The 20,092-nt window shown below is 70.6% G+C and carries 27 protein-coding genes; 24 read left to right on the top strand and 3 right to left on the bottom strand.

Annotated elements, in window-relative coordinates; genetic code table 11:
- Positions 1–5 precede the first annotated feature (5 nt).
- From Asi02nite_RS07135 to Asi02nite_RS07240, 23 genes are all read left to right on the top strand, one after another.
- The gene (locus Asi02nite_RS07135; RefSeq protein WP_203711361.1) at positions 6–677 is read left to right on the top strand and encodes a nucleoside/nucleotide kinase family protein; all 672 of its coding nucleotides are present in this window, start codon (positions 6–8) and stop codon (positions 675–677) included.
- Between the two features lie 97 nt (positions 678–774).
- The gene (locus tag Asi02nite_RS07140) at positions 775–1,152 is read left to right on the top strand and encodes a TraR/DksA family transcriptional regulator (protein ID WP_203711362.1); all 378 of its coding nucleotides are present in this window, start codon (positions 775–777) and stop codon (positions 1,150–1,152) included.
- 9 nt (positions 1,153–1,161) lie between these two features.
- Positions 1,162–2,031 carry a DUF72 domain-containing protein gene (locus Asi02nite_RS07145; protein ID WP_203711363.1) on the top strand — a complete coding sequence of 290 codons (870 nt, stop codon included), beginning with the start codon at positions 1,162–1,164 and terminating at the stop codon, positions 2,029–2,031.
- A 64-nt stretch (positions 2,032–2,095) separates the two neighbouring features.
- Positions 2,096–3,031, top strand: coding sequence for a tyrosine-type recombinase/integrase (locus Asi02nite_RS07150; RefSeq protein WP_203711364.1), 936 nt, complete (start codon positions 2,096–2,098; stop codon positions 3,029–3,031).
- A gap of 225 nt (positions 3,032–3,256) precedes the next feature.
- A complete protein-coding gene (locus Asi02nite_RS07155; protein WP_203711365.1) occupies positions 3,257–3,523 on the top strand; it encodes a hypothetical protein in 267 nt (88 codons plus the stop codon).
- Positions 3,520–4,590, top strand: coding sequence for a hypothetical protein (locus Asi02nite_RS07160; protein ID WP_203711366.1), 1,071 nt, complete (start codon positions 3,520–3,522; stop codon positions 4,588–4,590). The genes Asi02nite_RS07155 and Asi02nite_RS07160 overlap by 4 nt, the downstream gene beginning before the upstream one ends.
- Positions 4,591–4,649: 59 nt before the next feature.
- Positions 4,650–6,065, top strand: a complete 1,416-nt coding sequence (locus tag Asi02nite_RS07165; protein WP_373312178.1) for a DNA primase family protein — start codon at positions 4,650–4,652, stop codon at positions 6,063–6,065.
- Positions 6,066–6,650: 585 nt separating this feature from the next.
- Positions 6,651–8,168 (top strand): terminase large subunit domain-containing protein, encoded by a 1,518-nt coding sequence (locus Asi02nite_RS07170; RefSeq protein WP_203711368.1) that lies wholly within the window; start codon positions 6,651–6,653, stop codon positions 8,166–8,168.
- A gap of 48 nt (positions 8,169–8,216) precedes the next feature.
- Positions 8,217–11,201 carry a phage portal protein gene (locus tag Asi02nite_RS07175; protein ID WP_203711369.1) on the top strand — a complete coding sequence of 995 codons (2,985 nt, stop codon included), beginning with the start codon at positions 8,217–8,219 and terminating at the stop codon, positions 11,199–11,201.
- A 2-nt stretch (positions 11,202–11,203) separates the two neighbouring features.
- Positions 11,204–11,326 carry a hypothetical protein gene (locus tag Asi02nite_RS42265; protein ID WP_275410280.1) on the top strand — a complete coding sequence of 41 codons (123 nt, stop codon included), beginning with the start codon at positions 11,204–11,206 and terminating at the stop codon, positions 11,324–11,326.
- On the top strand, positions 11,326–11,634 hold the full coding sequence (locus tag Asi02nite_RS07180; protein ID WP_203711370.1) for a hypothetical protein: 309 nt from the start codon (positions 11,326–11,328) through the stop codon (positions 11,632–11,634). The genes Asi02nite_RS42265 and Asi02nite_RS07180 overlap by 1 nt, the downstream gene beginning before the upstream one ends.
- Complete coding sequence (locus tag Asi02nite_RS07185) at positions 11,631–11,978, top strand: hypothetical protein (protein WP_203711371.1); 348 nt, start codon at positions 11,631–11,633, stop codon at positions 11,976–11,978. The genes Asi02nite_RS07180 and Asi02nite_RS07185 overlap by 4 nt, the downstream gene beginning before the upstream one ends.
- Before the next feature lie 3 nt (positions 11,979–11,981).
- The gene (locus Asi02nite_RS07190) at positions 11,982–12,380 is read left to right on the top strand and encodes a hypothetical protein (RefSeq protein ID WP_203711372.1); all 399 of its coding nucleotides are present in this window, start codon (positions 11,982–11,984) and stop codon (positions 12,378–12,380) included.
- A gap of 10 nt (positions 12,381–12,390) precedes the next feature.
- Positions 12,391–12,729 carry a hypothetical protein gene (locus Asi02nite_RS07195; protein ID WP_203711373.1) on the top strand — a complete coding sequence of 113 codons (339 nt, stop codon included), beginning with the start codon at positions 12,391–12,393 and terminating at the stop codon, positions 12,727–12,729.
- A gap of 10 nt (positions 12,730–12,739) precedes the next feature.
- Positions 12,740–13,075 carry a hypothetical protein gene (locus Asi02nite_RS07200; protein ID WP_203711374.1) on the top strand — a complete coding sequence of 112 codons (336 nt, stop codon included), beginning with the start codon at positions 12,740–12,742 and terminating at the stop codon, positions 13,073–13,075.
- Complete coding sequence (locus Asi02nite_RS07205) at positions 13,053–13,229, top strand: hypothetical protein (protein WP_203711375.1); 177 nt, start codon at positions 13,053–13,055, stop codon at positions 13,227–13,229. The genes Asi02nite_RS07200 and Asi02nite_RS07205 overlap by 23 nt, the downstream gene beginning before the upstream one ends.
- On the top strand, positions 13,219–13,626 hold the full coding sequence (locus Asi02nite_RS07210; protein WP_203711376.1) for an HK97 gp10 family phage protein: 408 nt from the start codon (positions 13,219–13,221) through the stop codon (positions 13,624–13,626). Before Asi02nite_RS07205 ends, Asi02nite_RS07210 begins: the two co-directional genes overlap by 11 nt.
- Positions 13,626–14,945 carry a hypothetical protein gene (locus Asi02nite_RS07215; protein WP_203711377.1) on the top strand — a complete coding sequence of 440 codons (1,320 nt, stop codon included), beginning with the start codon at positions 13,626–13,628 and terminating at the stop codon, positions 14,943–14,945. Before Asi02nite_RS07210 ends, Asi02nite_RS07215 begins: the two co-directional genes overlap by 1 nt.
- A complete protein-coding gene (locus Asi02nite_RS07220) occupies positions 14,938–17,049 on the top strand; it encodes a hypothetical protein (RefSeq protein WP_203711378.1) in 2,112 nt (703 codons plus the stop codon). Before Asi02nite_RS07215 ends, Asi02nite_RS07220 begins: the two co-directional genes overlap by 8 nt.
- 7 nt (positions 17,050–17,056) lie before the next feature.
- The gene (locus tag Asi02nite_RS07225; protein ID WP_203711379.1) at positions 17,057–17,572 is read left to right on the top strand and encodes a hypothetical protein; all 516 of its coding nucleotides are present in this window, start codon (positions 17,057–17,059) and stop codon (positions 17,570–17,572) included.
- 1 nt (position 17,573) lies between these two features.
- On the top strand, positions 17,574–18,200 hold the full coding sequence (locus Asi02nite_RS07230; RefSeq protein ID WP_203711380.1) for a hypothetical protein: 627 nt from the start codon (positions 17,574–17,576) through the stop codon (positions 18,198–18,200).
- Complete coding sequence (locus Asi02nite_RS07235) at positions 18,200–18,436, top strand: hypothetical protein (RefSeq protein WP_203711381.1); 237 nt, start codon at positions 18,200–18,202, stop codon at positions 18,434–18,436. Before Asi02nite_RS07230 ends, Asi02nite_RS07235 begins: the two co-directional genes overlap by 1 nt.
- A gap of 9 nt (positions 18,437–18,445) precedes the next feature.
- Positions 18,446–18,640: a hypothetical protein gene (locus tag Asi02nite_RS07240; RefSeq protein ID WP_203711382.1), complete on the top strand. Its 195-nt coding sequence runs from the start codon at positions 18,446–18,448 to the stop codon at positions 18,638–18,640.
- A 67-nt stretch (positions 18,641–18,707) separates the two neighbouring features.
- Here the strand turns inward: Asi02nite_RS07240 and Asi02nite_RS07245 are convergent, their stop codons facing one another.
- Positions 18,708–18,905 (bottom strand): hypothetical protein, encoded by a 198-nt coding sequence (locus Asi02nite_RS07245; RefSeq protein ID WP_203711383.1) that lies wholly within the window; start codon positions 18,903–18,905, stop codon positions 18,708–18,710.
- 99 nt (positions 18,906–19,004) lie between these two features.
- Complete coding sequence (locus Asi02nite_RS07250) at positions 19,005–19,196, bottom strand: hypothetical protein (protein ID WP_203711384.1); 192 nt, start codon at positions 19,194–19,196, stop codon at positions 19,005–19,007.
- Positions 19,197–19,342: 146 nt separating this feature from the next.
- On the opposite strand from Asi02nite_RS07250, the gene Asi02nite_RS07255 reads away from it, so the two are divergent.
- Complete coding sequence (locus tag Asi02nite_RS07255) at positions 19,343–19,594, top strand: hypothetical protein (protein ID WP_203711385.1); 252 nt, start codon at positions 19,343–19,345, stop codon at positions 19,592–19,594.
- Here Asi02nite_RS07255 and Asi02nite_RS07260 read toward each other — a convergent pair.
- Complete coding sequence (locus Asi02nite_RS07260; RefSeq protein ID WP_203711386.1) at positions 19,591–20,016, bottom strand: hypothetical protein; 426 nt, start codon at positions 20,014–20,016, stop codon at positions 19,591–19,593. The two genes, Asi02nite_RS07255 and Asi02nite_RS07260, sit on opposite strands and share 4 nt — an antisense overlap.
- Positions 20,017–20,092 lie beyond the last annotated feature (76 nt).

Below are 20,092 nucleotides of genomic sequence, written 5' to 3' on the forward strand. Positions count from 1 at the left end.
GGCGGGTGCGTGTGCGGCCGATCACTCCGGAACTGTTCGTCGACGGGCTCGCGGAGCGGATCGCTCTCGTCGAAGGCCGGGTGCGGGTCGCGCTGGACGGGCCGCCGCCGGCCGGGGCCGGGCCGCTCGACCGCGACGGGGCCGCGGGCAGCCCACTGGCCGGGCCTGGGCCGCTGGCCGGCGCGCTGGTCGAGGCACTGCGGCTGCGCGGGCGCCCGGCGCATGCCGTACCCGCGAACGGTTTTCTCAAGGCCGCGTCGCTCCGGTTCGAACAGGGCCGGACCAACCCGGACGCGTTCTACACCGACTGGCTCGACGAGGCCGGGCTGCGCCGGGAGGTGCTCGACCCGGCCGGTCGCGGCGGCACGGGCCGGATCCTGCCCTCGCTCTGGGACCCGGCCGCGGACCGGGCGAGCCGGGCCGCGTACCAGCCGCTGGAGCCGGCCGCGGTGGTCCTGGTGACCGGCGGTTTCCTGCTCGGCGGCGGGCTCGCCTTCGACCTGACCGTCCACCTCGTCGTGTCGCCCGGCGCCCTGGCCCGCCGTACGCCCGAGGACTGGGCCTGGACCCTGCCCGCCTGGCGCCGCTACGCCGACGAGGTCGACCCGGCCGGCTGGGCCGACGTGGTCGTGCGCACCGACGACCCGCGCCATCCGGCCCTGGTGGAGCGCGAATGAACGGGAGTGAACGCCGGTAACCGCTGGTCACTTGTTTGATCGGTGCGCAGGATGGGTAAACGCCGGCACCTCCACCACGACCCGGAAGGCGGCCGCCATGCTGATCGAGGATGCGACCCGGTCCGAGCAGATCCGGCTCACGCTGCAGGCCCGCTACGACGAGCTGACCGCCGAGTACGAGGCGGAGCGCGAGCGCGGCCACCTGCTGCGCCTGGTCGAGGCGAGCGACTCGGCCGGTGACGACCAGGCCGACAGCGGCTCCAAGGCGGCCGAGCGCGACGCGGCCCGCTCGGTGCTCGGGGTCATCCTGGACCGCCGCACCCAGTACGAGCACGCGCTGGCCCGGCTCGCGGCGGGCGGCTACGGCGCCTGCGAGACCTGCGCCGCCCCGATCCCGGTCGAGCGGCTGGAGATCTTCCCCGCGGCGACGAGTTGCGTGGCGTGCAAGCAGACGAAGGAGCGCCGGGCGGCCTAGGGTCGTCCTGTGGGCGACATCAAGGTCGGCACCGCGTCGTGGACCGACAAGACGCTGCTCGAGTCGGGGTGGTACCCGCCGGGCGAGGACACGCCGGAGAAGCGGCTGGCGTACTACGCCGGCCGGTTCCCGCTGGTCGAGGTCGACTCGACCTACTACGGCCCGCCGGCGGAGCAGACGGCCGCGCTCTGGGCCGCCCGGACCCCGCCCGGGTTCACCTTCAACATCAAGGCGTACAGCCTGCTGACCGGGCATCCGACCCGCGTCAGCTCGATCTACAAGGACCTGCGGCCGGAGACCGACAAGACCAACATCTATCCGAAAGACCTGCCACCCCAGGCGTACGAGCAGGTCTGGGAACGTTTCCTGAGCGCGCTCGACCCGCTCGTCGCGGCGGGCAAGCTCGGGGCGTTGCTGTTCCAGTTCCCGCCGTGGTTCGGCATCCGCCGGTCCAACAAGAACTTCCTGCTGGAGGTACGCGACCGCGTCAAGCCTCTGCGGCCGGTCTTCGAGTTCCGCAACGCGGCGTGGTTCGAGGGCGACAACAAGGTGGAGACGCTGGAGTTCCTGCGCCAGCACCAGCTGCCTTATGTCGTGGTCGACATGCCGCAGGGGCACCGCTCGTCGATCCCGCCCATCGTGGAGGCGACCGCTTCGCTGGCGGTGGTGCGGTTCCACGGGCACAGTCTCAAGTGGACGAGCAAGAACATCTACGAGAAGTTCGGGTACGAGTACTCGCGCAAGGAACTGGCGGCGTGGGCGCCGAAGCTGCGCAAGCTCGCGTCGGACGCTGACGAGACGCACGTACTCATGAACAACTGTTACTCGGACTACGCGCAGAGGAACGCCAGTCTTCTGTCAGGCCTTCTGACCAGCTAGAACGTCCGCTCGTCGTCCGGTCCGGGGAGTAGTACAACGCTCCTAGTTGCGATAACCTACGCCCGTGACCTCGCCATCGCAAGACCGACACGCGGCCTTCGACGACCTGGCCGACAGCTGGGACCTTTCGCTCGACGCCGATGGCTACTCGGCCAACACCCGGACCGCCTACCGCAACGCGCTGCGCAGCCTGGGCCGCTACCTCGCCGAGCACCACCCCGACGTCCGCGAGTCCGGAGACGTTACCCGCGACCAGATCCGGGGCTGGATCGTCCACACACGAGAGTCGCTGTCGAGCGGCACGGCCCGCTCCCACTTCGCCGGCGCCCGTCACTTCTTCCGCTGGGCGGTCGCGGAGAGCGAGATCGAGCGCGACCCCACCGAAGGCATCCGGACGCCCAAGGCGAACGAGGCCCAGACGCCCGTGCTGTCCAAGGCCGAGGTGAAGAAGCTGCTCGCCGCGTGCGCTGGCACGGACTTCCGGGCCCGCCGCGACATGGCGATCATCCTGCTGTTTCTCGACGGCGGCCTGCGCCTGGCCGAGCTCACCGGGCTTCTGGTCGACTCGGTGTCGTTGCGCGACCGCGTCGTCTTCGTCGAGGGCAAGGGCAGCAACCGGTCGGGTCCACGGCGGCGCGCCGTGCCAGTCGGCGTCAAGGCGACCCAGGCGCTCGACCGGTACCTGCGGGAGCGTCGCAAGCACCCGTTCCAGGCGCGCGAGCAGCTCTGGCTCGGCGACCGCAACCGCCCGTCGCTGTCGGCCGAGGGCGTCGACATGGTCGTGCAGCGCCGGGCCACCGCGGCCGGCCTGACCGTCCACCCGCACCAGCTACGCCACACCTGGGCGTCCGAGGCGCGCGCGGCCGGGCTGTCCGAAGGCGACCTCATGGTGCTCGGCGGGTGGCGGTCCCGCGCGATGCTCGACCGGTACGGTGCCACCGCGGCGTCCGAACGGGCGGCTGACGCGTACCGCCGGTTGAGTCTTGGCGATCGCCTTTGACGGTGTGCTACCGTCGTCCCCAGCACCAAGGTCCACACGCGGCGCTTCCCTCCGCAGGATCTTGGTCGACCACCCGCTCATTGCGAGAAGCGACCGGCCAGGTGCTCGGTCCGGGGGTCCAGCGAGGCACTGACGAACGCAAGCACGTGTCGGGTGGCGCGGCCGTATAGGGAAGCGCGGACCACCAGCACGTGAAGATCACGACCCGTCAAGGGGTGACTTCACGTGCTATCCCCCGAGTCGCGCACCATGCGCGCCCGGATCGCAGCCCACACCAAGTGGGCCAACACCGACGACCCGTCCGCGGCGACGGCGCCCGCCCGCAAGGCGTTCGCTGACCGCTTCATCACGCAGGCCCGCGAGCAGTTCGGCGACCTGCCCGAGGCCGAGCTCACCCGGCGCGCCGAGCACCTACGTCAGGCCCACTTCCAGCGGATGGCGTTCCGCTCGGCCCAGGCCCGCAAGGCCCGCAAGGCGGGTGCTGCGGCATGACCCAGGACAAGGACACCCGGCCGGAGGCTAGCCGGCCGGGGGTCAATGAGACCTTACTCGCCGAATTCCGTCGGTATGCCGTCGCGTTGGCCGCTAACGACACGTGGGTGCCGTGGGCAGAGTTCGCGGAGAAGGTGTGGTTGTACCTGGCGCCCCGCCGCAAGGCCCACGACACCGCGAAGTGCGCCCGGTGCCAAGTTCACACCAACTGGGTGGCAGCGATCAGCGAACAGTTCCACGAGCGCCGTCGTGTGTACGACGAAGAATGGCGCAACGTGACCGCCAGGTCCGTCGCGAAGTACGGCGACCACCCGCTCAGCTTCGGTCAGCGGGCGCTGCTATCGAGAGAGGTGGACGCAGCCACCCGCGAGCGCGTACCCGACCCCACCCCACCTGCACTGCTCGACGCGGCCAGCCGGCACGTAGCCCGCGAGCAGGAGTATGACCAGGACGGCCGTCGGCGCATCGACGACTCACTCGGGGCCTGGCGGCAAGTCCGTGGCTTCGTGCTGAGCCAACTGTTCGAGTTGGGCCTAACCGGGACCGTGGTGCGTACGGACTGCGACCGACACCTCGCCGAGCACGAGGCGGACCTGTCTGGGCTGGTCCGCCTGCACACCGCAGATGGGCCACCTGAGTCGTCCCTACCATCGTGGGCTTGGCACGGCAGAGACACCCACGCCAAGCACGCCCTGAGGATGATGGCCAACTATGGCCTGATGCCGGCGAACGTTCCTACCGGATTGCGGGGGTTCTGCGGACAGCACACCGCCAAGCCCGACAGTCCAGTGTGGATGGATCACGTCAACGGATGGCTTGACGAAGAAGAGCTCCCCGTGCTCACCGTCGAGCCTTACGGGCACACCGACAACCCGCTGTTGCTCGCCGCCGAAATCGCTGCGTACATCGAGGAACAGGCGCTACCACTGGTAGTCGACGAGCCACGACCCGGCCTGTGGAACGACAGCACGACGCTGGTGATCCTGCGGTATGACCCCGAAGCCCCCGTGATCACCGCAGAACGGCGTGTTTACAGCCCCCTGACGCAGCGGATGGAGTCGGCGTGAACGGACCCCTGTCCGCGAGCTTCACCCAGTCGCAGCTGGCTGCGAACTTCGCCCTGAACGTGCTGACCCGGCGCTACCGGTGGGCCGACGCCCTCGGCTGGGTCGGCTGGGACGGCCGGCGCTGGAAGCCGTGCCCGGAAGAGGTCATCACCGAGCAGGCCCGCCAGTGGGCCAGCCGGATGCTGGAAGAGGCCAGCAAGGCGATGCGCACCGGCAACGGGAACATCGACGACGTCAAGGCGTGGTTCTCCGTCGCGAAGACCGCGGCCAGCCTGCGCGCCATCACCGGCCTGTCCCGCGGGATCGCCGGCGTCATCACCGAAGCGGAGCGGTTCGACACCTACCCCGACCTGCTCAACGTCGGCAACGGGGTCATCGACCTGCGTACGGGTGTGCTCATGCCGCACGACCCCGACCTGCTCATGACCAAGCTCGCCCCGGTCGACTACCACCCGGGGGCCACGCACCCGGACTGGGCGGCCGCGCTCGAGGCCCTGCCGGCCGAGGTGCGGCCCTGGTACCAGGTCCGCCTGGGCCAGAGCATCACGGGGCACATGACCCCCGACGACGTGCTCGTGGTGCAGCAGGGCGGCGGCGAGAACGGCAAGACCACCGTGCTGGGCTCCGTCGAGAAGGTGCTCGGCGACTACGCGGTGCTCGTCTCTGACAAGGTCATTCTGGCCGACCCGAAGGCGCACAGCACCGAGCGCATGGAGCTGCGCGGCGCCCGGTTCGCCCTGATCGAAGAGACCCCCGAGGCCCGCCGGCTGTCCGTGAGCCTGCTCAAGAAGGTGCTCGGCACACCCACCATGACCGCGCGGTACGTCCGGCAGAACGAAACGCGCTGGGACGCGTCGCACAGCCTGTGGCTCTCGACCAACTACCTGCCCATCGTGGAAGAGGTCGACCACGGCACCTGGCGACGCCTGCTCGCCCTGAAGTTCCCCTACACCTTCATCAAGCCGCCCGGGACGCCCCAGCACGCCACCGAGCGCCCCTCGGACCCCGGCCTACGAGACCGGATGCGCCTGAGCCCCGACAAACAGCACGAGGCCGTTCTGGCGTGGCTCGTGACGGGCGCTGCGGTCTGGTACGCCTCCGGGCGGCAGCTACCCCCGCCACCTGGCCTCGTCGCCGCTGACACGCTCGCCTGGCGCAAGGAGTCGGACTCCGTGCTCGCGTACGTAAGCGAGCGGCTGGAATTCGACCCGAATAGCCATGTAATCGCTACCGAGCTACTCGACGACTGGAATTCGTGGGTTAACCGACGTGGGGGTAAGACCTGGTCGGATAAGACCTTCGCCCAGCGGTTCGGGAACCACCACGAAATTGCGTCCCGGCACATTAAGAAGGACCGGGTGTCGCGAACCGAAGGGCTGTCCCGACCGAACCGAAGCGGGCCCGCTATGCCCGTCCAAGCGGCCCCTGACAGGTACATGGCGTGGTGGGGTGTGAGGTTCGCCGACGGGGCCTGACCTGCAAATCGTCAGGGTTGGCAGGGTCACTCCGTTAACCGGCAAATGTATATCTCACGTGGGACTTATGGGAGCGACCCTGCCAACCCTGACATGATCTTGAGAGGGCGATCATGGACATTGAAGTTGGTGACAACCTCGGCCTGGCGCTATTGGTCTTTGTGGCCTTGCTCGGTATTGCGGCGATCAGGTGGGCAGGACGTAAGTGAGCAAGCAATGGGAGCGCGGCAGCACCAGGGCGTGGCGGCGTATTCGCGCCTCGGTGCTGCTGCGTGACCAGGGCAAGGGGTGCAGGGCGCACAACGAGGGGTGGTGCACCCGGGCAGGGGTGGGCGCACACGGCTGCACCAACCGGGCCGAGCACGCGCACCACACGCTCGGCCGGGCGAGGACCGGCGACGACCCGCGGTACATCGTGAGCGCGTGCGCCACCTGCAACCTGGTCATCGGTGACCCGTCGAAGAAGGCAGACCCGCCAGGCAGGAGCGCAACGCGATGGTGACCCAGTTTTCCCCACCGGCCACCCCAGGGGACACCCGCCGCCCTGTTTCTTCTCTCTCTCCCGATCTTGCCCGACCCGGCCCGATGGGCGCCCCGGGCGGCCTGCTCGGCTCAACGGAACCCCGACTGTGGACGCCGCCGCTGCGGCCCCTCACGGAGGAGACCAGCTACGGCTTCGCGGTGGTCGCGTTCGCGCGTGACGTGCTCGGCATGCCGCTCGACCCGTGGGAGGAGTGGCTCGTCATCCACGCCGGCGAGATGCTGGAGGACGGCCGGCCGCGCTTCCGGACGCTGCTGGTGCTCGTCGCCCGGCAGAACGGGAAGACCCACCTGCTCACCGTGCTGGCGCTGTTCTGGCTGTTCGTCGAGCGGTGGCCGCTGGTGCTCGGCGTGTCGACGCTGCTCGACTACGCCAAGGAGGCGTGGGACGCCGCGGTGCAGTTCGCGCTCGACACGCCCGAGCTCGCCGAGCAGCTCCCCGTCGGGCGGCCGTCGGCGGTGAAGGAGGGCAACAACGACGTCCGGCTGCTGACTTCCCACGGCACGCGGTACAAGATCGCGGCGGCGAACCGGCGGGCCGGCCGGTCGCTGCGGATCGACCGGCTGATCGTGGATGAGGTGCGCGAGCACCAGACCCGCGCGGTGTGGAACGCGGCCTTCAACGCGATGAACGCGCGCCCGTTCGGCCAGTGCTGGGCGATCAGCAACCAGGGCGACGACACCGCGATCATCCTCAACGAGCTGCGCACCTCGGCGCTCGGCTTCCTCGAGACCGGCGAGGGCGACCAACGCCTCGGCCTGTTCGAGTGGTCGGCGCCGCTGGGCTGCGAGGTCGACGACCCCCGCGCGCTCGCGCAGGCCAACCCGAACGCCGGCCGCCGGCTGCACTGGGACGACCTGCTCGGCCCGGCCCGCCGCGCGAAGAAGGCGGGCGGCGAGGCTGAGGCCGACTTTCGCGTAGAGGTGCTCTGTCAGGCCGTGCCCAAGCTGCGCCCGGCGATCGACCCGGACGCCTGGCGGGCGGCGTACGAGCTGGGTGACCTGGCCGCGGTCCGCAGCCGGGTGGCGGTCGTGCTGGAGGTGGCGCCGGACCAGCAGCACGTCACCCTCTACGCGGCGGCGGTCCTGCCCGACGGCCGGGCGCGGGTCGACTTCGTCAAGGCGTGGGACGGGCCGGGCTGCGGCGACCGCGCCCAACGCGAGCTTCCCGCGCTGCTGGAGCGGGTCAAGCCCCGGGCGTTCGGCTGGCTGCCCAACGGGCCCACCGCCGCGCTCGCCGCCGCGCTCGCCGACCTGCGGGCGAAGGGTCGGCACGGCTGGCCGCCGCCCGGCGTGACGGTGGAGGAGATCAGGGGCGACGTCCCCGCGGTGTGCATGGGCTTCGCGCAGGCGGTGGTCGCCGGCCAGGTCGTCCACTCCGGTGACCCGCTGCTGGACTCGCAGGTGGCCGGTGCCGAGCAGTTGCCGCGCGGCGACGCCTGGGTGTTCTCTCGGCGCGGCGACGGCCACGTGGACGCCGTCTACGCGGCGGCGGCCGCGGTGCACCTGGCCCGGACCCTGCCGACGTCGGCGGGCAAGCCGCGGGTGCTCGTGGCACGCTGACCAGGCGTCCTATACCCATACCCCGCACGGGTATGCGAAACTGTGTCCGTGGGTATCTGGCGACGCGTCGGTTCGTTCCTCGGCGTGCCCGCCCACCAGTTCGCCGCCGATGAATCCGCCCCGCAGCCGATTGACCAGATGCTGCGCTCGATGCTCGCCTCGGCTGCGGTCGGCGGCCGGGTCAGTCGCAACGAGGCCCTGGCCGTCCCCGCCGTGCAGCAGGGACGGCGGATGGTCGGCGCCGTCGCCACGCTGCCGCTCGCTGCGTACCGGCTCGCCGACTGGGTGGAGATCGACAACCCGCTGCTGCGCCAGATCGACCCGGACGTGCCGAACGTGATCACGCTCGGCCAGACGATCGACGACCTGCTGTTCGACGCGGTGTCGTGGTGGCGGGTGACCGCCCGGGACTTCGACGGGTTCCCGATCTCCGCGCGGCACCTCGACCTGACCAGCGTGGTGGTCCGGCAGCGCAACGACCGCCAGTCGCCGGCGCCGCTGCCGTCGGGCATCGACCCCCGCGGGGCGACCGTCTACGTCGACGGCGTGCTCACCAGCTGGGCCGACCTGATCCGCTTCGACAGCCCGTCGCCGCCACTGCTCACTGTCGGCGCCCGTGCGGTCCGGCGGGCCCTGGCGATCGACAACGCCGCCGAGATGTACGCCAACGACCCTCGGCCGCTCGACTACTTCACCCCGGTGGAGGGCGCCGACCCGGTCGACGACGACGAGATCGTGGACTTCCTCGGCGTATGGCGGGGCGCACGCCGCGAGCGCAGCACCGCCTACGTTCCGACCGCGCTGAAGTACAACGAGGTGACCGCGCCCAGCCCGCAGGAACTTCAGCTCGTCGAGCTGCAGCGCCAGGCCACCCTCGACATCGCCAACGCGATGGGCGCCGACCCCGAGGATCTCGGCGTGTCGACGACCAGCCGAACGTACGCCAACGCGGTGGACCGCCGGCAGGACAAGGTCAACACCACACTGGCGCCGTTCATCCGCGCGATCACCGACCGGCTCTCGATGGGCGACGTGACCCGCCGCGGCTACGTGGTGCGGTTCGACCTCGATGACTTCCTCAAGGCCAACCCGACCGACCGCTGGGCGGTCTACTCGCAGGCGAAGGCGATGGGCGCGATGGGCGTGAGCGAGATCCGCACCAAGGAGAAGCTGGGCCCGCTGCCCGACGACGCCGAAGCCACCCCGCCGCCCGCGCCGCCGGCACCGGCCGAGGACGACGAGCAGGCAGACGCCGACCTGGCCGCCGGCCCGGTGCTGACGTTCGGCGGCGCCGAGCTGCTGACGTTCGCGGCCGACACCATCGAGTTCTCGGTCGACCGCGAGACCCGCACCATCCGCGGGACCGCGCTGCCGTACGGCAAGCTGTCGTCCACCAAGGGCGGCCTCAAGTACGAGTTCGAGCGCGGCTCTCTGCGCTGGGCCACCGACGTGAGCCGGACCAAGCTCACCGAGGACCACGAGATGACCAAGGCCATCGGCTACGCCCTTGAGCTGGGCGAGGCGCGCGGCGGCCTGGCCTCGGTCTTCAAGGTCGCCCGCGGTGCCGAGGGAGACCGGGCGCTGACGCTGGCCGAGGACAAGGTCAAGGACGGCCTGTCCGTCGGGCTCGACCCGGAGAGCGTCCGGGCCGTCCCCCACCCGCGCGTCAAGAACGCGCTGCTGGTCAAGAGCGCCTTCGTCCGCGAGATCGCACTCACTGCCGCACCCAGCTTCGACGACGCTCGCGTGAGCGCCGTCGCCTTCAACCAGGAGGACCAGATGCCCGACGAGCCGGAGCAGACCGCTCCCGCCGCTCCGGCCGCGCCGGCCGCGCCGGAGCAGCCCAACGACCAGGCCGCGCAGTTCGCGGCGTTCACCGCCTGGCAGGCCGAGCAGGCAAATGGCGGCCCGACCCGTCCGCCGGGCCCGGAGACCGAGCGCCCGCGGGTAGTCAACCCCACCCGGCCGGTCGCGTTCGTCAGCGAGCCGCAGCCGTACCGGTTCGACCGGGCCGGCAACTTCGTGCCCGGCCAGGAGTTCACCTTCTCCGCCGACCTGCACGCGATGGCCGCGGAGAACGACCCGTTCGGCACCAAGACCGAGGCGGGCAAGCGGGTCATGGCCCTGCTCGCCGCGACGTTCGACGTCGACTCGGCCGACATCAACGAGGTCACCCCGGCGATCAACCGTCCGGACATGTACGTCGATCAGCGTGACTACCGCACTCCACTGTGGAACTTCGTGAACAAGGGCGCCCCGCCCAACGGCATCACGCCGTTCATCTTCCCGAAGTTCAGCTCGGCGTCCGGCCTGGTCGGCGACCACACCGAGGGCACCGAGCCCACCGGCGGCACGCTCGTCACCACCAACCAGACCGTGACCCCGTCGGCCCTGTCGGGCAAGGCGTACATCACGCGCGAGGTGTGGGACATGGGCGGCAACCCGGCCGTGTCGACGCTGATCTGGAACCAGATGGTGCGCGGCTACCGCGAGGGCCTGGAGTCGGCGACGGCCACCTTCCTCAACACGCTGACCGCGGCGACCGACATCACGCTGCCGGCTGGCTCGGCGGACGAGACCCTGGCGGCCGCGTGGGAGGCCGCGGTGGCGGATCTCCAGTTCATCCGGGGCTACGACTTCGAGGCGTTCGCGCTGGAGAAGGAGCTGTACAAGAAGTTCGCCGCGGCCCGCGACACGTCGGAGCGGCCGCTGTACCCGATCCTCTCGCCCATGAACGCCAACGGCACCGCGGCGTCGCGGTTCCGGACCCTCAACCTGGCCGGCGTGACCGGCGTCCCGTCGTGGGCGCTGGCCTCGACGGCGGGCAGCCCGAACAACTCGTGGCTGTTCGACCCGACCACCGTCCACGGCTGGGCCACCGCGCCGCAGCGTCTGGAGTTCCCGGGCGGCTCGGACGACAACACCACGTACCAGCCGGTGGCCAAGGTGGGCCTGGGCATCTGGGGCTACAAGGCGTTCGCCAACAGCGACATCGCCGGCGTGCGCCAGGTCATCTACGACACCACGGCCTGATCATGCGGCTCAGGGAACTGGCCACCGAGGTCCAGCAGCTGCGCGAGGAAGTGGCGCGGCTGCGGACCCAGGTCGACGCGCTCACCCCCAAGCCCGCCAAGGCCGCGCCCGCGAAGAAGGTGTGATGCCGACCCCGACCGCCACCGACTGCGCCGCCTACCTCGGCGAGACGTCCTGGACCGAAGAGGAGATCCAGGGCGCGCTCGACGCTGAGCTGGCGGCGCAGGCGAAGGTGTGTCGGGTGCCGGTCGACATGCCGGCCGACCTCGCCGAGGCGGTCAAGCGCCGGGTCGCCCGGAACCTCGCCCTGCGGCCGCTGCCGCTCGCTGTGCTCCAGGGCGACGCGCAGGGCGGCAGCGACACCGTGCTGCCCGGCCGCGACCCGGAGGTGCGCCGGCTCGAGGCGCCGCATCGGAAGCTGGTGATCGGATGACCATGGCCAACGACCGGGAGACCCTGAAGGCCACGCTCGACGGGGTCGACGGGGTCAAGGGGTACGCCTACCGCCCGCGCGCGGTGAAGCCCGGGGACGCCTGGCCGATCCTGCGGTCGGTCGAGCTCGTGGACGGTCTGGCGTGGCAGCCGACGTGGGGCGCGATCGTGGCGCTCTCGCCCGACGAGCGCACCGCGGCCGAGTGGGTCGACACCCACTTCGAGGAACTGGTGCTCGCGCTGCGCGGTCCCGGGTTCCCCGACGGCGCCGAGATGGCGCTCATGGGCACCGAGGGCGGCCCGCTGTTCATCCTCGACATCACTCTCACGACAGACCCGGAGTAGGCCATGGGTTGGGTTCACGGCAAGAAGACGGTCCTCATCCTCAACGGTGTCGACATCTCGGCGTACTGCAACACCAGCGAGTTCGAACGCAACGCCGACAAGCACGACACGACCACGTACGGCAAGGACGACCACGAGTACGACGGCGGTCTGGGCGACGGCGCCGCGTCGTGCGGCGGCCTCTACGACAACACCGCCGCTGGCCCGCGCGACACCATCGAGCCGCTCGTCGGCACGAAGGTCACGCTCGTTCGCCGGCCGGAGGGCACCGGGGCCGGGCTGCCGCAGGACAGCGTGACCGTGCTGATCGAGAAGTACGTCGAGACGTCGCCCGTCGCGGAGTACGTCGCGTGGTCGTGCACCATGCAGCCGTCCGGCGCCGTCACCTCCACCAACCAGTAAGGGGCCCGCCATGGGTGCACTCGCCGCGACCACTCCGACCCGCACCGGCGCGACGTCGGCCGGCGCCGCCGTGGCGGCCTCGGACACCATCAACGTCTCCGTGATGGGCCCGCTCGGCTGCATCCTGGAGATCATCAACGGGAACGCGTCGCCGGACAGCATGACCATCTCCGACGACAGCGTCACGCCGTCCGGCGCGGCGGCCGCGGCCAACGCGCCGAGCGTCGCGAACGGCACCGCGAAGGTGTTCTTCATCAGCCGCAAGCAGGCGGCGCTGGCCACCGGCAACGTCACCATCACGCACACGGTCACCAGCACGGTGACGTACAAGCTCTACCCGGTCGGCTGAGGAGGCCACAGTGGACAAGAAGACGGTGCTCGCCGAGCGGTTCAAGACGGGTGATGTCGAGGTCGAGGGCGTCGGCACGTTCACCGTGCGCGGCATGTCCCGCTGGGAAGTCGCGATGGCCAACAAGGCGCTGGAGAAGGGCGGCGACCTGGAGTACGAGCGGTTCGTCCTGGCCCGCTGCATCCTCGACCCGGTGATGACCGAGGGCGAGATTGGCGAGTGGCAGAAGGTCGCCGGCCCGCTGGAGCTCGTCACCGTCGGCAACAAGGTCAACGAGCTGTCCGGCATCGGGAAGGGCGCCGACAAAAGCGACCTTCCTGAGGATGGAGACGAATCCGGATCTTGAGTTCGACCACTTCCTGGCCGAGAAGCTCGGGAAGTTCGTGCACGAGATCCGGGAGATGCCGGCCGCCGACTACTACGAGTCGGCCATCTACTACGCGCGCAAGGCCCAGCGGGCGCAGCTGGAGCAGTTGAAGGGAGGCGGCAGTGGCAAATGACCCGATCCACATCGTCGGCCTCCGCGAGTTCAACAAGGCGCTCAAGGGCCTCGACTCCAACCTTCCCAAGGGCGTCCGGCTCGCGCTGAACGAGGCCGCCAACCTGATCATCGACAAGGCCGTGCCCAAGGTGCCATCACGCACCGGGCGGGCCCGCCGGTCGCTGGCGGCCAGGTCGACGCGCACCACCGCCCGGGTCGCCGGCGGCGGCACGAAGGCGCCGTACTACCCGTGGCTCGACTTCGGTGGCACCAACGGACGCGGCGTGAAGAGGCCGTTCTACAAGGACGGTCGCTACCTCTACGCCACCTACTACGAGCACCAGGACGAGTTCGTCGGCGTCATGGCGCAGGCCCTCAATAAGGTCGCCGAGGACGCCGGGCTGGTGATCGACTGATGGCCGGCAACCAGGTAACCCTGACCTTCGCCGGCGACGCCAACAAGCTCGTCAAGGAGCAGCAGCGCGCGGCCAAGGCCACGCAGGAGTTCGCCGACGGCGCCACACAGGCGTCGCGTCAGGCGGGCGAGGCGGCGTCGGCCAGCTCCGGCCTGACCGACCGGCTGTCGAAGCTCGGCAACATCGCCGAGGGCGCGACGGCTGCGATCGACAGCGCCGGCTCCGGAATGCAGGCCCTCGTCGACATCCAGCAGGCCGGCACCGAACGCGCGGCCCGGCTCGCCCGCGCGGTCAACGACGTCAAGCAGGCCCAGGAGGACGCGGCCCAGGCCACCCGCGACTACGCGCAGGCCGGCATCGACTCCCGCCAGGCCGCGCAGGACGTCGAACAGGCCGAGCTGGACAAGAAGGTCGCGCTCGAGGACTACACCGCCGCGGTCAAGGAGCACGGCAAGAACAGCAACAAAGCGCAGCAGGCGTGGCTCGACGCGAAGCAGGCCGGCATCGACCTTGCCCAGGCCAACGAGGACAGCGCCCAGGCGACCCGCGACGCCAGCCAGGCGACCATCGACGCGGAGGCCGCGCAGCTCGACCTCAACGAGGCGCAAAGGGAAGCTAACCCGCCCGAGATGCAGGGGTGGGCCGACAAGCTGAACCTGGTCACCCCGCTCATCTCGGCGCTGGTTGGCGTCGTCACCCTGGCCACTGCCGCCCAGTGGAGCCTCAACGTCGCGTGGCTCGCCTCGCCCATCACGTGGATCGTGGTCGGCATCGCCGCCGTCGTGGCGGCCATCGTGTTGATCGCGACCAAGACCGACTGGTTCCAGAAGGCGTGGCGGGCGTCGTGGGGGTGGGTCAAGTCCGCCGCGTCGAACACCTGGGAGTTCCTGCAGAAGATCCCCGGCTGGATCGGCACGGCGTTCTCCAAGGTCAGCTCGGCCATCACCGCGCCGTTCCGGTCGGCGTTCAACTTCGTCGCCGACGCCTGGAACAACACCGTCGGCGCGCTGCACTTCTCCATTCCCGGCTGGGTGCCGGGCCTGGGCGGCAACAGCTTCGGCGTGCCGAACATCCCCAAGTTCCACACCGGCGGCATGGCCTCGGGTGCGATGGGCGGCGAGTTCCTAGCCGTGCTGCGCGCCGGCGAGCGTGTCACCCCGCCCACCGGGTCCGCCGGACGCGGCGCGCTCACCCTCGCCGCGTCCGGCAACGGCACCAGCGTCGACCGGGCGCTGGCCGAGATGGTCGTCGGCGCGATCAACCGGGGCGCGCTCAAGCTGACCGTCCGCAACGACCGGGTGGCGGCCGCCAATGGCTAAGCAGGACATCAAGGTCGAGGTGTTCTACGACGGCACCTGGCACGTCATCCCCGTCTACACCCGCAACCCGATCAGCATCAGCTGGGGCAAGGGCGACCCGCTGTCCGACCCCGTGCCGGCCTCGCTGACCCTGCAGGCCGACAACCGCGACGGCAACCTCAACCCCCGCAACCCGATGTCGCCGCTGTACGGCCTGGCCGGCCGGAACGCACCCATCCGGGTCACGCTCAACGGCACCGACGTGCGCCTGGTCGCCGAGATCGCGGAGTGGAACCTGCAGCGCACCGAGGAGTTCGTCGTCGGCGGCAAGCGCGGTGACTCGTGGGTCGACATCGTGGCCGGCGGCGTGCTGCGCCGGCTCGGCCGGGGCACCGACCCGCGGTCCGCGCTGTGGCGCACCATCACAGCAAGCAACCCCGTGGCGTACTGGCCGATGGAGGACGGCAAGGACGCCAACCGCGCCGCGAGCGGCATCCCCGGTGGCCCGCAGATGGTCATCGCCTCCGGGGTCATCGACTTCGAGACCGACGGCGCGCTGCCCGGCATGGCCGGCTACGCGCTGGTGCAAGAGGAGACCACCGCGCAGCTGACGGTGGACATCCCCGCCTTCACCAACACCGGCTGGTTCCAGCTATCGGCGTGGACCCGTGGCACGGCCGCGAACCCCACGGACTACGAGGAGTACGCCCCGCTGGGCGTCGAGTTGAGCTCGGGCCGCAAGTGGCTGTTCGGGCAGTCGACCGGCGCCGGCGTCCAACCCACGTTCTTCGTGTCCCTGCGCGAGAGCAACGGCGACTACGTCCTGCACGTCGGCTCACCCACGGCGCCCGCGCCAGGCCCGCTCGACGGCTCGTGGCACCTGATGCAGCTGTGGGTCGAGCAGGTCAACGCGACCGAGCAGGACGTCCAGTTGTGGGTCGACGGGAGCTTCGTCGACTCGGACACGTTCACCGAGAACAGCCTGCCGACCCGGCTGCTGATCCCCGACTGGATCGGCTCCATCGAGGTGGTCGACGTCGGGATCGCGCACATCGCCGTGCACAACAGCCAGAGCCTGGTGTCACAGTGGTACGCCGGCCTCGGCTGGCCGAACGAGTCCGCGGTGGCCCGCGTGCAGGGCCTGGCCAGCGAGCGTGGCCTGCCCGTCGAGGTCGTCGGCGACCCGGCCGGCAGCCAGACGATGGGCCCGCAGTACCCGGACACCACGATGAACCTGCTCGGCGAGACCGAGCGCACCGAGGCCGGCATCCTGTCCGACCGCCGCGACGCTCTCGGGCTGCGCATCCGGACCGGCCGGGACCTCTACCGCCAGGACCCGGTGCTCGAGCTGAACTTCGCCGACATCATGGCGCCGCTGGATCCGGTCTTCGACGACCGGGCCACCCGCAACGACGTGACGGTCAACCGCCGCGAGGGCGCCTCCGCGCGGGCGGTGCAGGAGACCGGTCCGATGAACGTCCAGGACCCGAGCGACGACCCCGACGGCGTCGGCCGGACCGTCGCCACCATCGACCTGAACCCGTCGACCGACGAGATCCTGCCCCACCACGCCACATGGCAGCTGCACCTCGGCGTCGTCGACGAGATCACCTTCGCCCAGGTGACCGTCAACGCCGACAAGGTGCCCGGCGTCTCTGCCGTGACCGAGGGCGACCTGATCACCATCGCCGGCCTGCCCGCCGACCTGACACCCGACCTCGCCCGGCTGATCGTCATCGGCGGCAAGGAGCGCATCGAGTCTCACCGCCGCACGGTCACGTTCAACTGCATGCCGGCCAGCCCGTACGACGTGGGTGAGTGGGACGAGGCGGTGACCCCCACGTCGACCCGCTGGGGGCCGTCGGTGTCGACGACCGCAGGGACCATCACCACCGGCACGAGCACCAGCCTGTCCGTGACCGGCGCCGAGGTGTGGACGACGTCCGCTGGCGACTTCCCGCTGGACATCAACCTGCTCGGCGCGCGGGTGCGGGTCACCAACATCACCGGGTCCAGCCCCAACTGGACGTTCACCATCTCCACCTCCGTGGTCAACGGGGTGCGGAAGTCGATCCCGTCCGGCACGCCGGTGCGCCTGTGGCAGCCGGCCCTCTGGGGACTGTGAGGCAGCCATGACCATCGCCGCAGGGGCCGACATCCTGGCCACCGACGTCACCGCGCTGACCACGCGCATCGCCGCGCTGGAGAGCCCGCCCCGCTGCCGGGCCTGGTCGTCGGCCGGCGTCGCCAGCTCCGCCAACAACAGCCTGGTTCTCGTGCCGCTGGACAGCGAGTCGTACGACTCGGCCTCGATGCACTCGACGGGGACCAACAACAGCCGGATCGTCATCCCGTCGGCCGGCACGTACAAGGTGCTGGCGCAGGCCAACTGGTCGGCGAACGCCACTGGCCGACGCGCGATCAGCGTCCGGCTCAACGCCGCCGGCAGCGGCAGCGGGGGCACGGAGATCATGCTGGCCAGCCGAGCGCCGGCGCCGGCCTCGGGTACGCAGCTCCAGGTCGCCGACGAGCTGGTGTTCGCGCAGAACGACTACATCGAGATGTTCACGCTCCAGTCCAGCGGCGGCACGCTCACCGTCGGCGGCGGCCAGTACGCGACGTGGCTCCTGGCCCGGAAGGTGGCCTGACATGGCTTGGCACCTGAACCCCGCCCTGACCCGCTTCCGGGCCGAAGTTGACGAACGGTGGCCGCGCCGCGACCGAGGTAGCGACGGCACGATCGGCGACGCGGCGCACCAGCAGACCGACTCCGACCACAACCCCGATGCCGACGGCTCCGTCGACGCGTGGGACATGGACAGGGACGGCGTCGACGTCAACGCGTGCATCGCGGCCGCGCTGCGCCACGAGTCGATCCAGTACGTGATCTGGAACCGGCGCATCACCTCGAGGTCGTGGGGCCTCGGGACCTGGCGGCCGTACACCGGCAGCAACCCGCACGACAAGCACGTGCACTTCAACACCCGCCCGTCCCACGAGCGCAGCACCAAGCCGTGGTTCCCGCCCGCCCCTCCGGAGGTAGAAGTGATCGAGGACAGCAAGGACGGCCAGGCCCTGATCTGGCGCGTCGAGGCGCTCGCCGCCGGTCGCGAGACCGTCGGCGGTGGCCCGCTCAAGGGCGAGCCGGTCGCCGTCGTCAAGGAGCTGCGCGCGCTCGCGCGGAAGGTCGACGCGCTGCCCGCGGCCGCGCCGGAGCTCGACTACGACCGCCTCGCCGAGGCCCTGCTCCGTCGCATCGCCGCGGGGGCCGGCTGATGGACCCGAACCACGGCGTCCAGATCACCGTCAAGGACGTCTACGACCAGGTGCTCGGCATGCGCTCCACCGTCGACGTGATGCTCCACCGCCAGACCGACGCCGAGGCCCGGGGCGTCGACCACGAGGCCCGGCTCCGCTCGCTCGAGCGCGGCCGCTGGCCGCTGCACACCGTGTCCGTCCTGCTCGCCCTGGCCGCCGCCGCGATCGCGCTGGTCGGCCTACTCACCCGTTAGGAGATCATCATGACCAAGGCCAAGGCGCTCGTCGCCGCCGTGATGGCGGTCGGCGGTGTGCTCACCGCAGCGTTCGCCGACGACGTGTTCGGCGCGTCGGAGGTCGGCACCACCGTGGCCGTGCTCGTCGAGCAGGCCATCGGCGTGTGGGCCGTCTGGCGCGTGCCGAACAAGCCGGTCCCGGCGTCCACGCGCCTCCGCTGACGAAGGCCCGCCGCGCCACCCCATGGGGGAGGATGCCGCCAAGCACCCGGGGCAGCGCGGCGGGAGTCTAGAGGCCGAGGATCTCTTTCGCCTCGGTCAACCGCGGGCAGACCAGCTGCCGCTTGCAGAACGCGCACGGCACCGAGCCGGTCGCGTGGTACGCCACGACCTGGCGGGCCATCCACTCGTCGCCGACCGGCGGCACGTCAACGTGCTCCCACCACCACTCGTCGTCGACGCGCTGGTACAGCTCGTACCTAGGCACGGCCGTCCACCACCAGCGACCAGAGCACCATGATGGCGACCAGCGTGATGAGGACCAGGCCGGGCCAGGACGCCTCGCGCAGCCGTCGCAGCAGCTCCCTCATCGGAGCAGGCGCCAGACCGGGCGGACGCCGGCCACCACGAACCAGGTGGCGACGGTGACGATCAAGATCGAGTTGCCCGCGTTGAACCAGGCGTCGGAGATCGCGGCGTACAGCAGGACGAACGCGACGCCGGCCACGAAGGCGGCGAGGATCGCGACACCCAGCGCGCGGCGGTTGCGGCGACTCACCTGGTCATCCCCCTCGCTGAATGGCACCGGGGCCCCGGGCCTTGCCAACTAGTGAAGCACAAGGTTGGCATACCTGGCTAGCACAACGTTGGCATACTTGATCCATACCCCATCTGGCCTGCCCAGCGACCTGGGACGATGCCTATGTGGATCAACTCGGCGAGGCGGTACGGGCGTTCAAGGCCGCACAGGCCGCGCTCCCCCGCGCCGAGGAACGCGCCGACCAGCTCGTCGCCGACGCCCGCGCCCGGATCAGCGAGGCCCGGGCCGCGCTCGCCGCGGAGATCGTGGCCGAGTACGAGAACGGTGCGCGGGTCAATGACCTCGCGCACCGCTCGGGTTACACCCGGGAGACCATCCGGCGCATCCTGCGCGCCGCCGGCATCCCGCCGGACTAGGCAGCCAGGTGGCCGGCCTTGATCAGGTAGAGGCCCAGCTCGACGGCCTGGCCGGGCGTCAGGTGCAGGCCGCGCTCGAACTTGTGGCTGGCCGACGCGCGCAGCTGGAACCGGACGCGAGCCGGGGCGCGCGTGTCGCCCTCGGTCTGCTCGACGGCCAGCCAGGTCGACACGGGCTCGTTGAGGGAGTCGGCGTCGGCCAGGTCCATCTCGGCGACGTCGCGGGTGTGGAACATCTCGCCGGTCGGCATCTGGCACCCCTCGCGGGAGCACCAGTCCGGGTGCGGCACCAGGAACGCGTCGATCGCGTCCTGCGTCACCTTCGAGCCGAGCGGGGCCATACGTCGAAGGTAGGCCACGGCATCGGGGATGTTGTCGGGTGTCTGGCTGCTCTGGGCATCCGGGGGCAGTACGGTGCTCATGGGTCGCCTCCTGCGGGCGATTCAGGGGGCTCGGCGCTCAGGTGGTAGGACACCTGCCGGGCCCATCTACTTTGGG

Origin of the sequence: Asanoa siamensis (genome assembly GCF_016862555.1) — a bacterium.
Classification (GTDB): domain Bacteria; phylum Actinomycetota; class Actinomycetes; order Mycobacteriales; family Micromonosporaceae; genus Asanoa; species Asanoa siamensis.

What these genes read in the sequence shown, in the direction of transcription:
- Asi02nite_RS42265 (WP_275410280.1), top strand. Translation starts at nt 11,204, where the DNA reads ATGCGGCTCAGGGAACTGGCCACCGAGGTCCAGCAGCTGCGCGAGGAA.
- Asi02nite_RS07215 (WP_203711377.1), top strand. Translation starts at nt 13,626, where the DNA reads ATGGCCGGCAACCAGGTAACCCTGACCTTCGCCGGCGACGCCAACAAG.
- Asi02nite_RS07220 (WP_203711378.1), top strand. Translation starts at nt 14,938, where the DNA reads ATGGCTAAGCAGGACATCAAGGTCGAGGTGTTCTACGACGGCACCTGG.
- Asi02nite_RS07190 (WP_203711372.1), top strand. Translation starts at nt 11,982, where the DNA reads ATGGGTTGGGTTCACGGCAAGAAGACGGTCCTCATCCTCAACGGTGTC.
- Asi02nite_RS07140 (WP_203711362.1), top strand. Translation starts at nt 775, where the DNA reads ATGCTGATCGAGGATGCGACCCGGTCCGAGCAGATCCGGCTCACGCTG.
- Asi02nite_RS07225 (WP_203711379.1), top strand. Translation starts at nt 17,057, where the DNA reads ATGACCATCGCCGCAGGGGCCGACATCCTGGCCACCGACGTCACCGCG.
- Asi02nite_RS07240 (WP_203711382.1), top strand. Translation starts at nt 18,446, where the DNA reads ATGACCAAGGCCAAGGCGCTCGTCGCCGCCGTGATGGCGGTCGGCGGT.
- Asi02nite_RS07205 (WP_203711375.1), top strand. Translation starts at nt 13,053, where the DNA reads ATGGAGACGAATCCGGATCTTGAGTTCGACCACTTCCTGGCCGAGAAG.
- Asi02nite_RS07260 (WP_203711386.1), bottom strand. Translation starts at nt 20,016, where the DNA reads ATGAGCACCGTACTGCCCCCGGATGCCCAGAGCAGCCAGACACCCGAC.
- Asi02nite_RS07170 (WP_203711368.1), top strand. Translation starts at nt 6,651, where the DNA reads ATGGGCGCCCCGGGCGGCCTGCTCGGCTCAACGGAACCCCGACTGTGG.
- Asi02nite_RS07185 (WP_203711371.1), top strand. Translation starts at nt 11,631, where the DNA reads ATGACCATGGCCAACGACCGGGAGACCCTGAAGGCCACGCTCGACGGG.
- Asi02nite_RS07160 (WP_203711366.1), top strand. Translation starts at nt 3,520, where the DNA reads ATGACCCAGGACAAGGACACCCGGCCGGAGGCTAGCCGGCCGGGGGTC.
- Asi02nite_RS07195 (WP_203711373.1), top strand. Translation starts at nt 12,391, where the DNA reads ATGGGTGCACTCGCCGCGACCACTCCGACCCGCACCGGCGCGACGTCG.
- Asi02nite_RS07235 (WP_203711381.1), top strand. Translation starts at nt 18,200, where the DNA reads ATGGACCCGAACCACGGCGTCCAGATCACCGTCAAGGACGTCTACGAC.
- Asi02nite_RS07180 (WP_203711370.1), top strand. Translation starts at nt 11,326, where the DNA reads ATGCCGACCCCGACCGCCACCGACTGCGCCGCCTACCTCGGCGAGACG.
- Asi02nite_RS07230 (WP_203711380.1), top strand. Translation starts at nt 17,574, where the DNA reads ATGGCTTGGCACCTGAACCCCGCCCTGACCCGCTTCCGGGCCGAAGTT.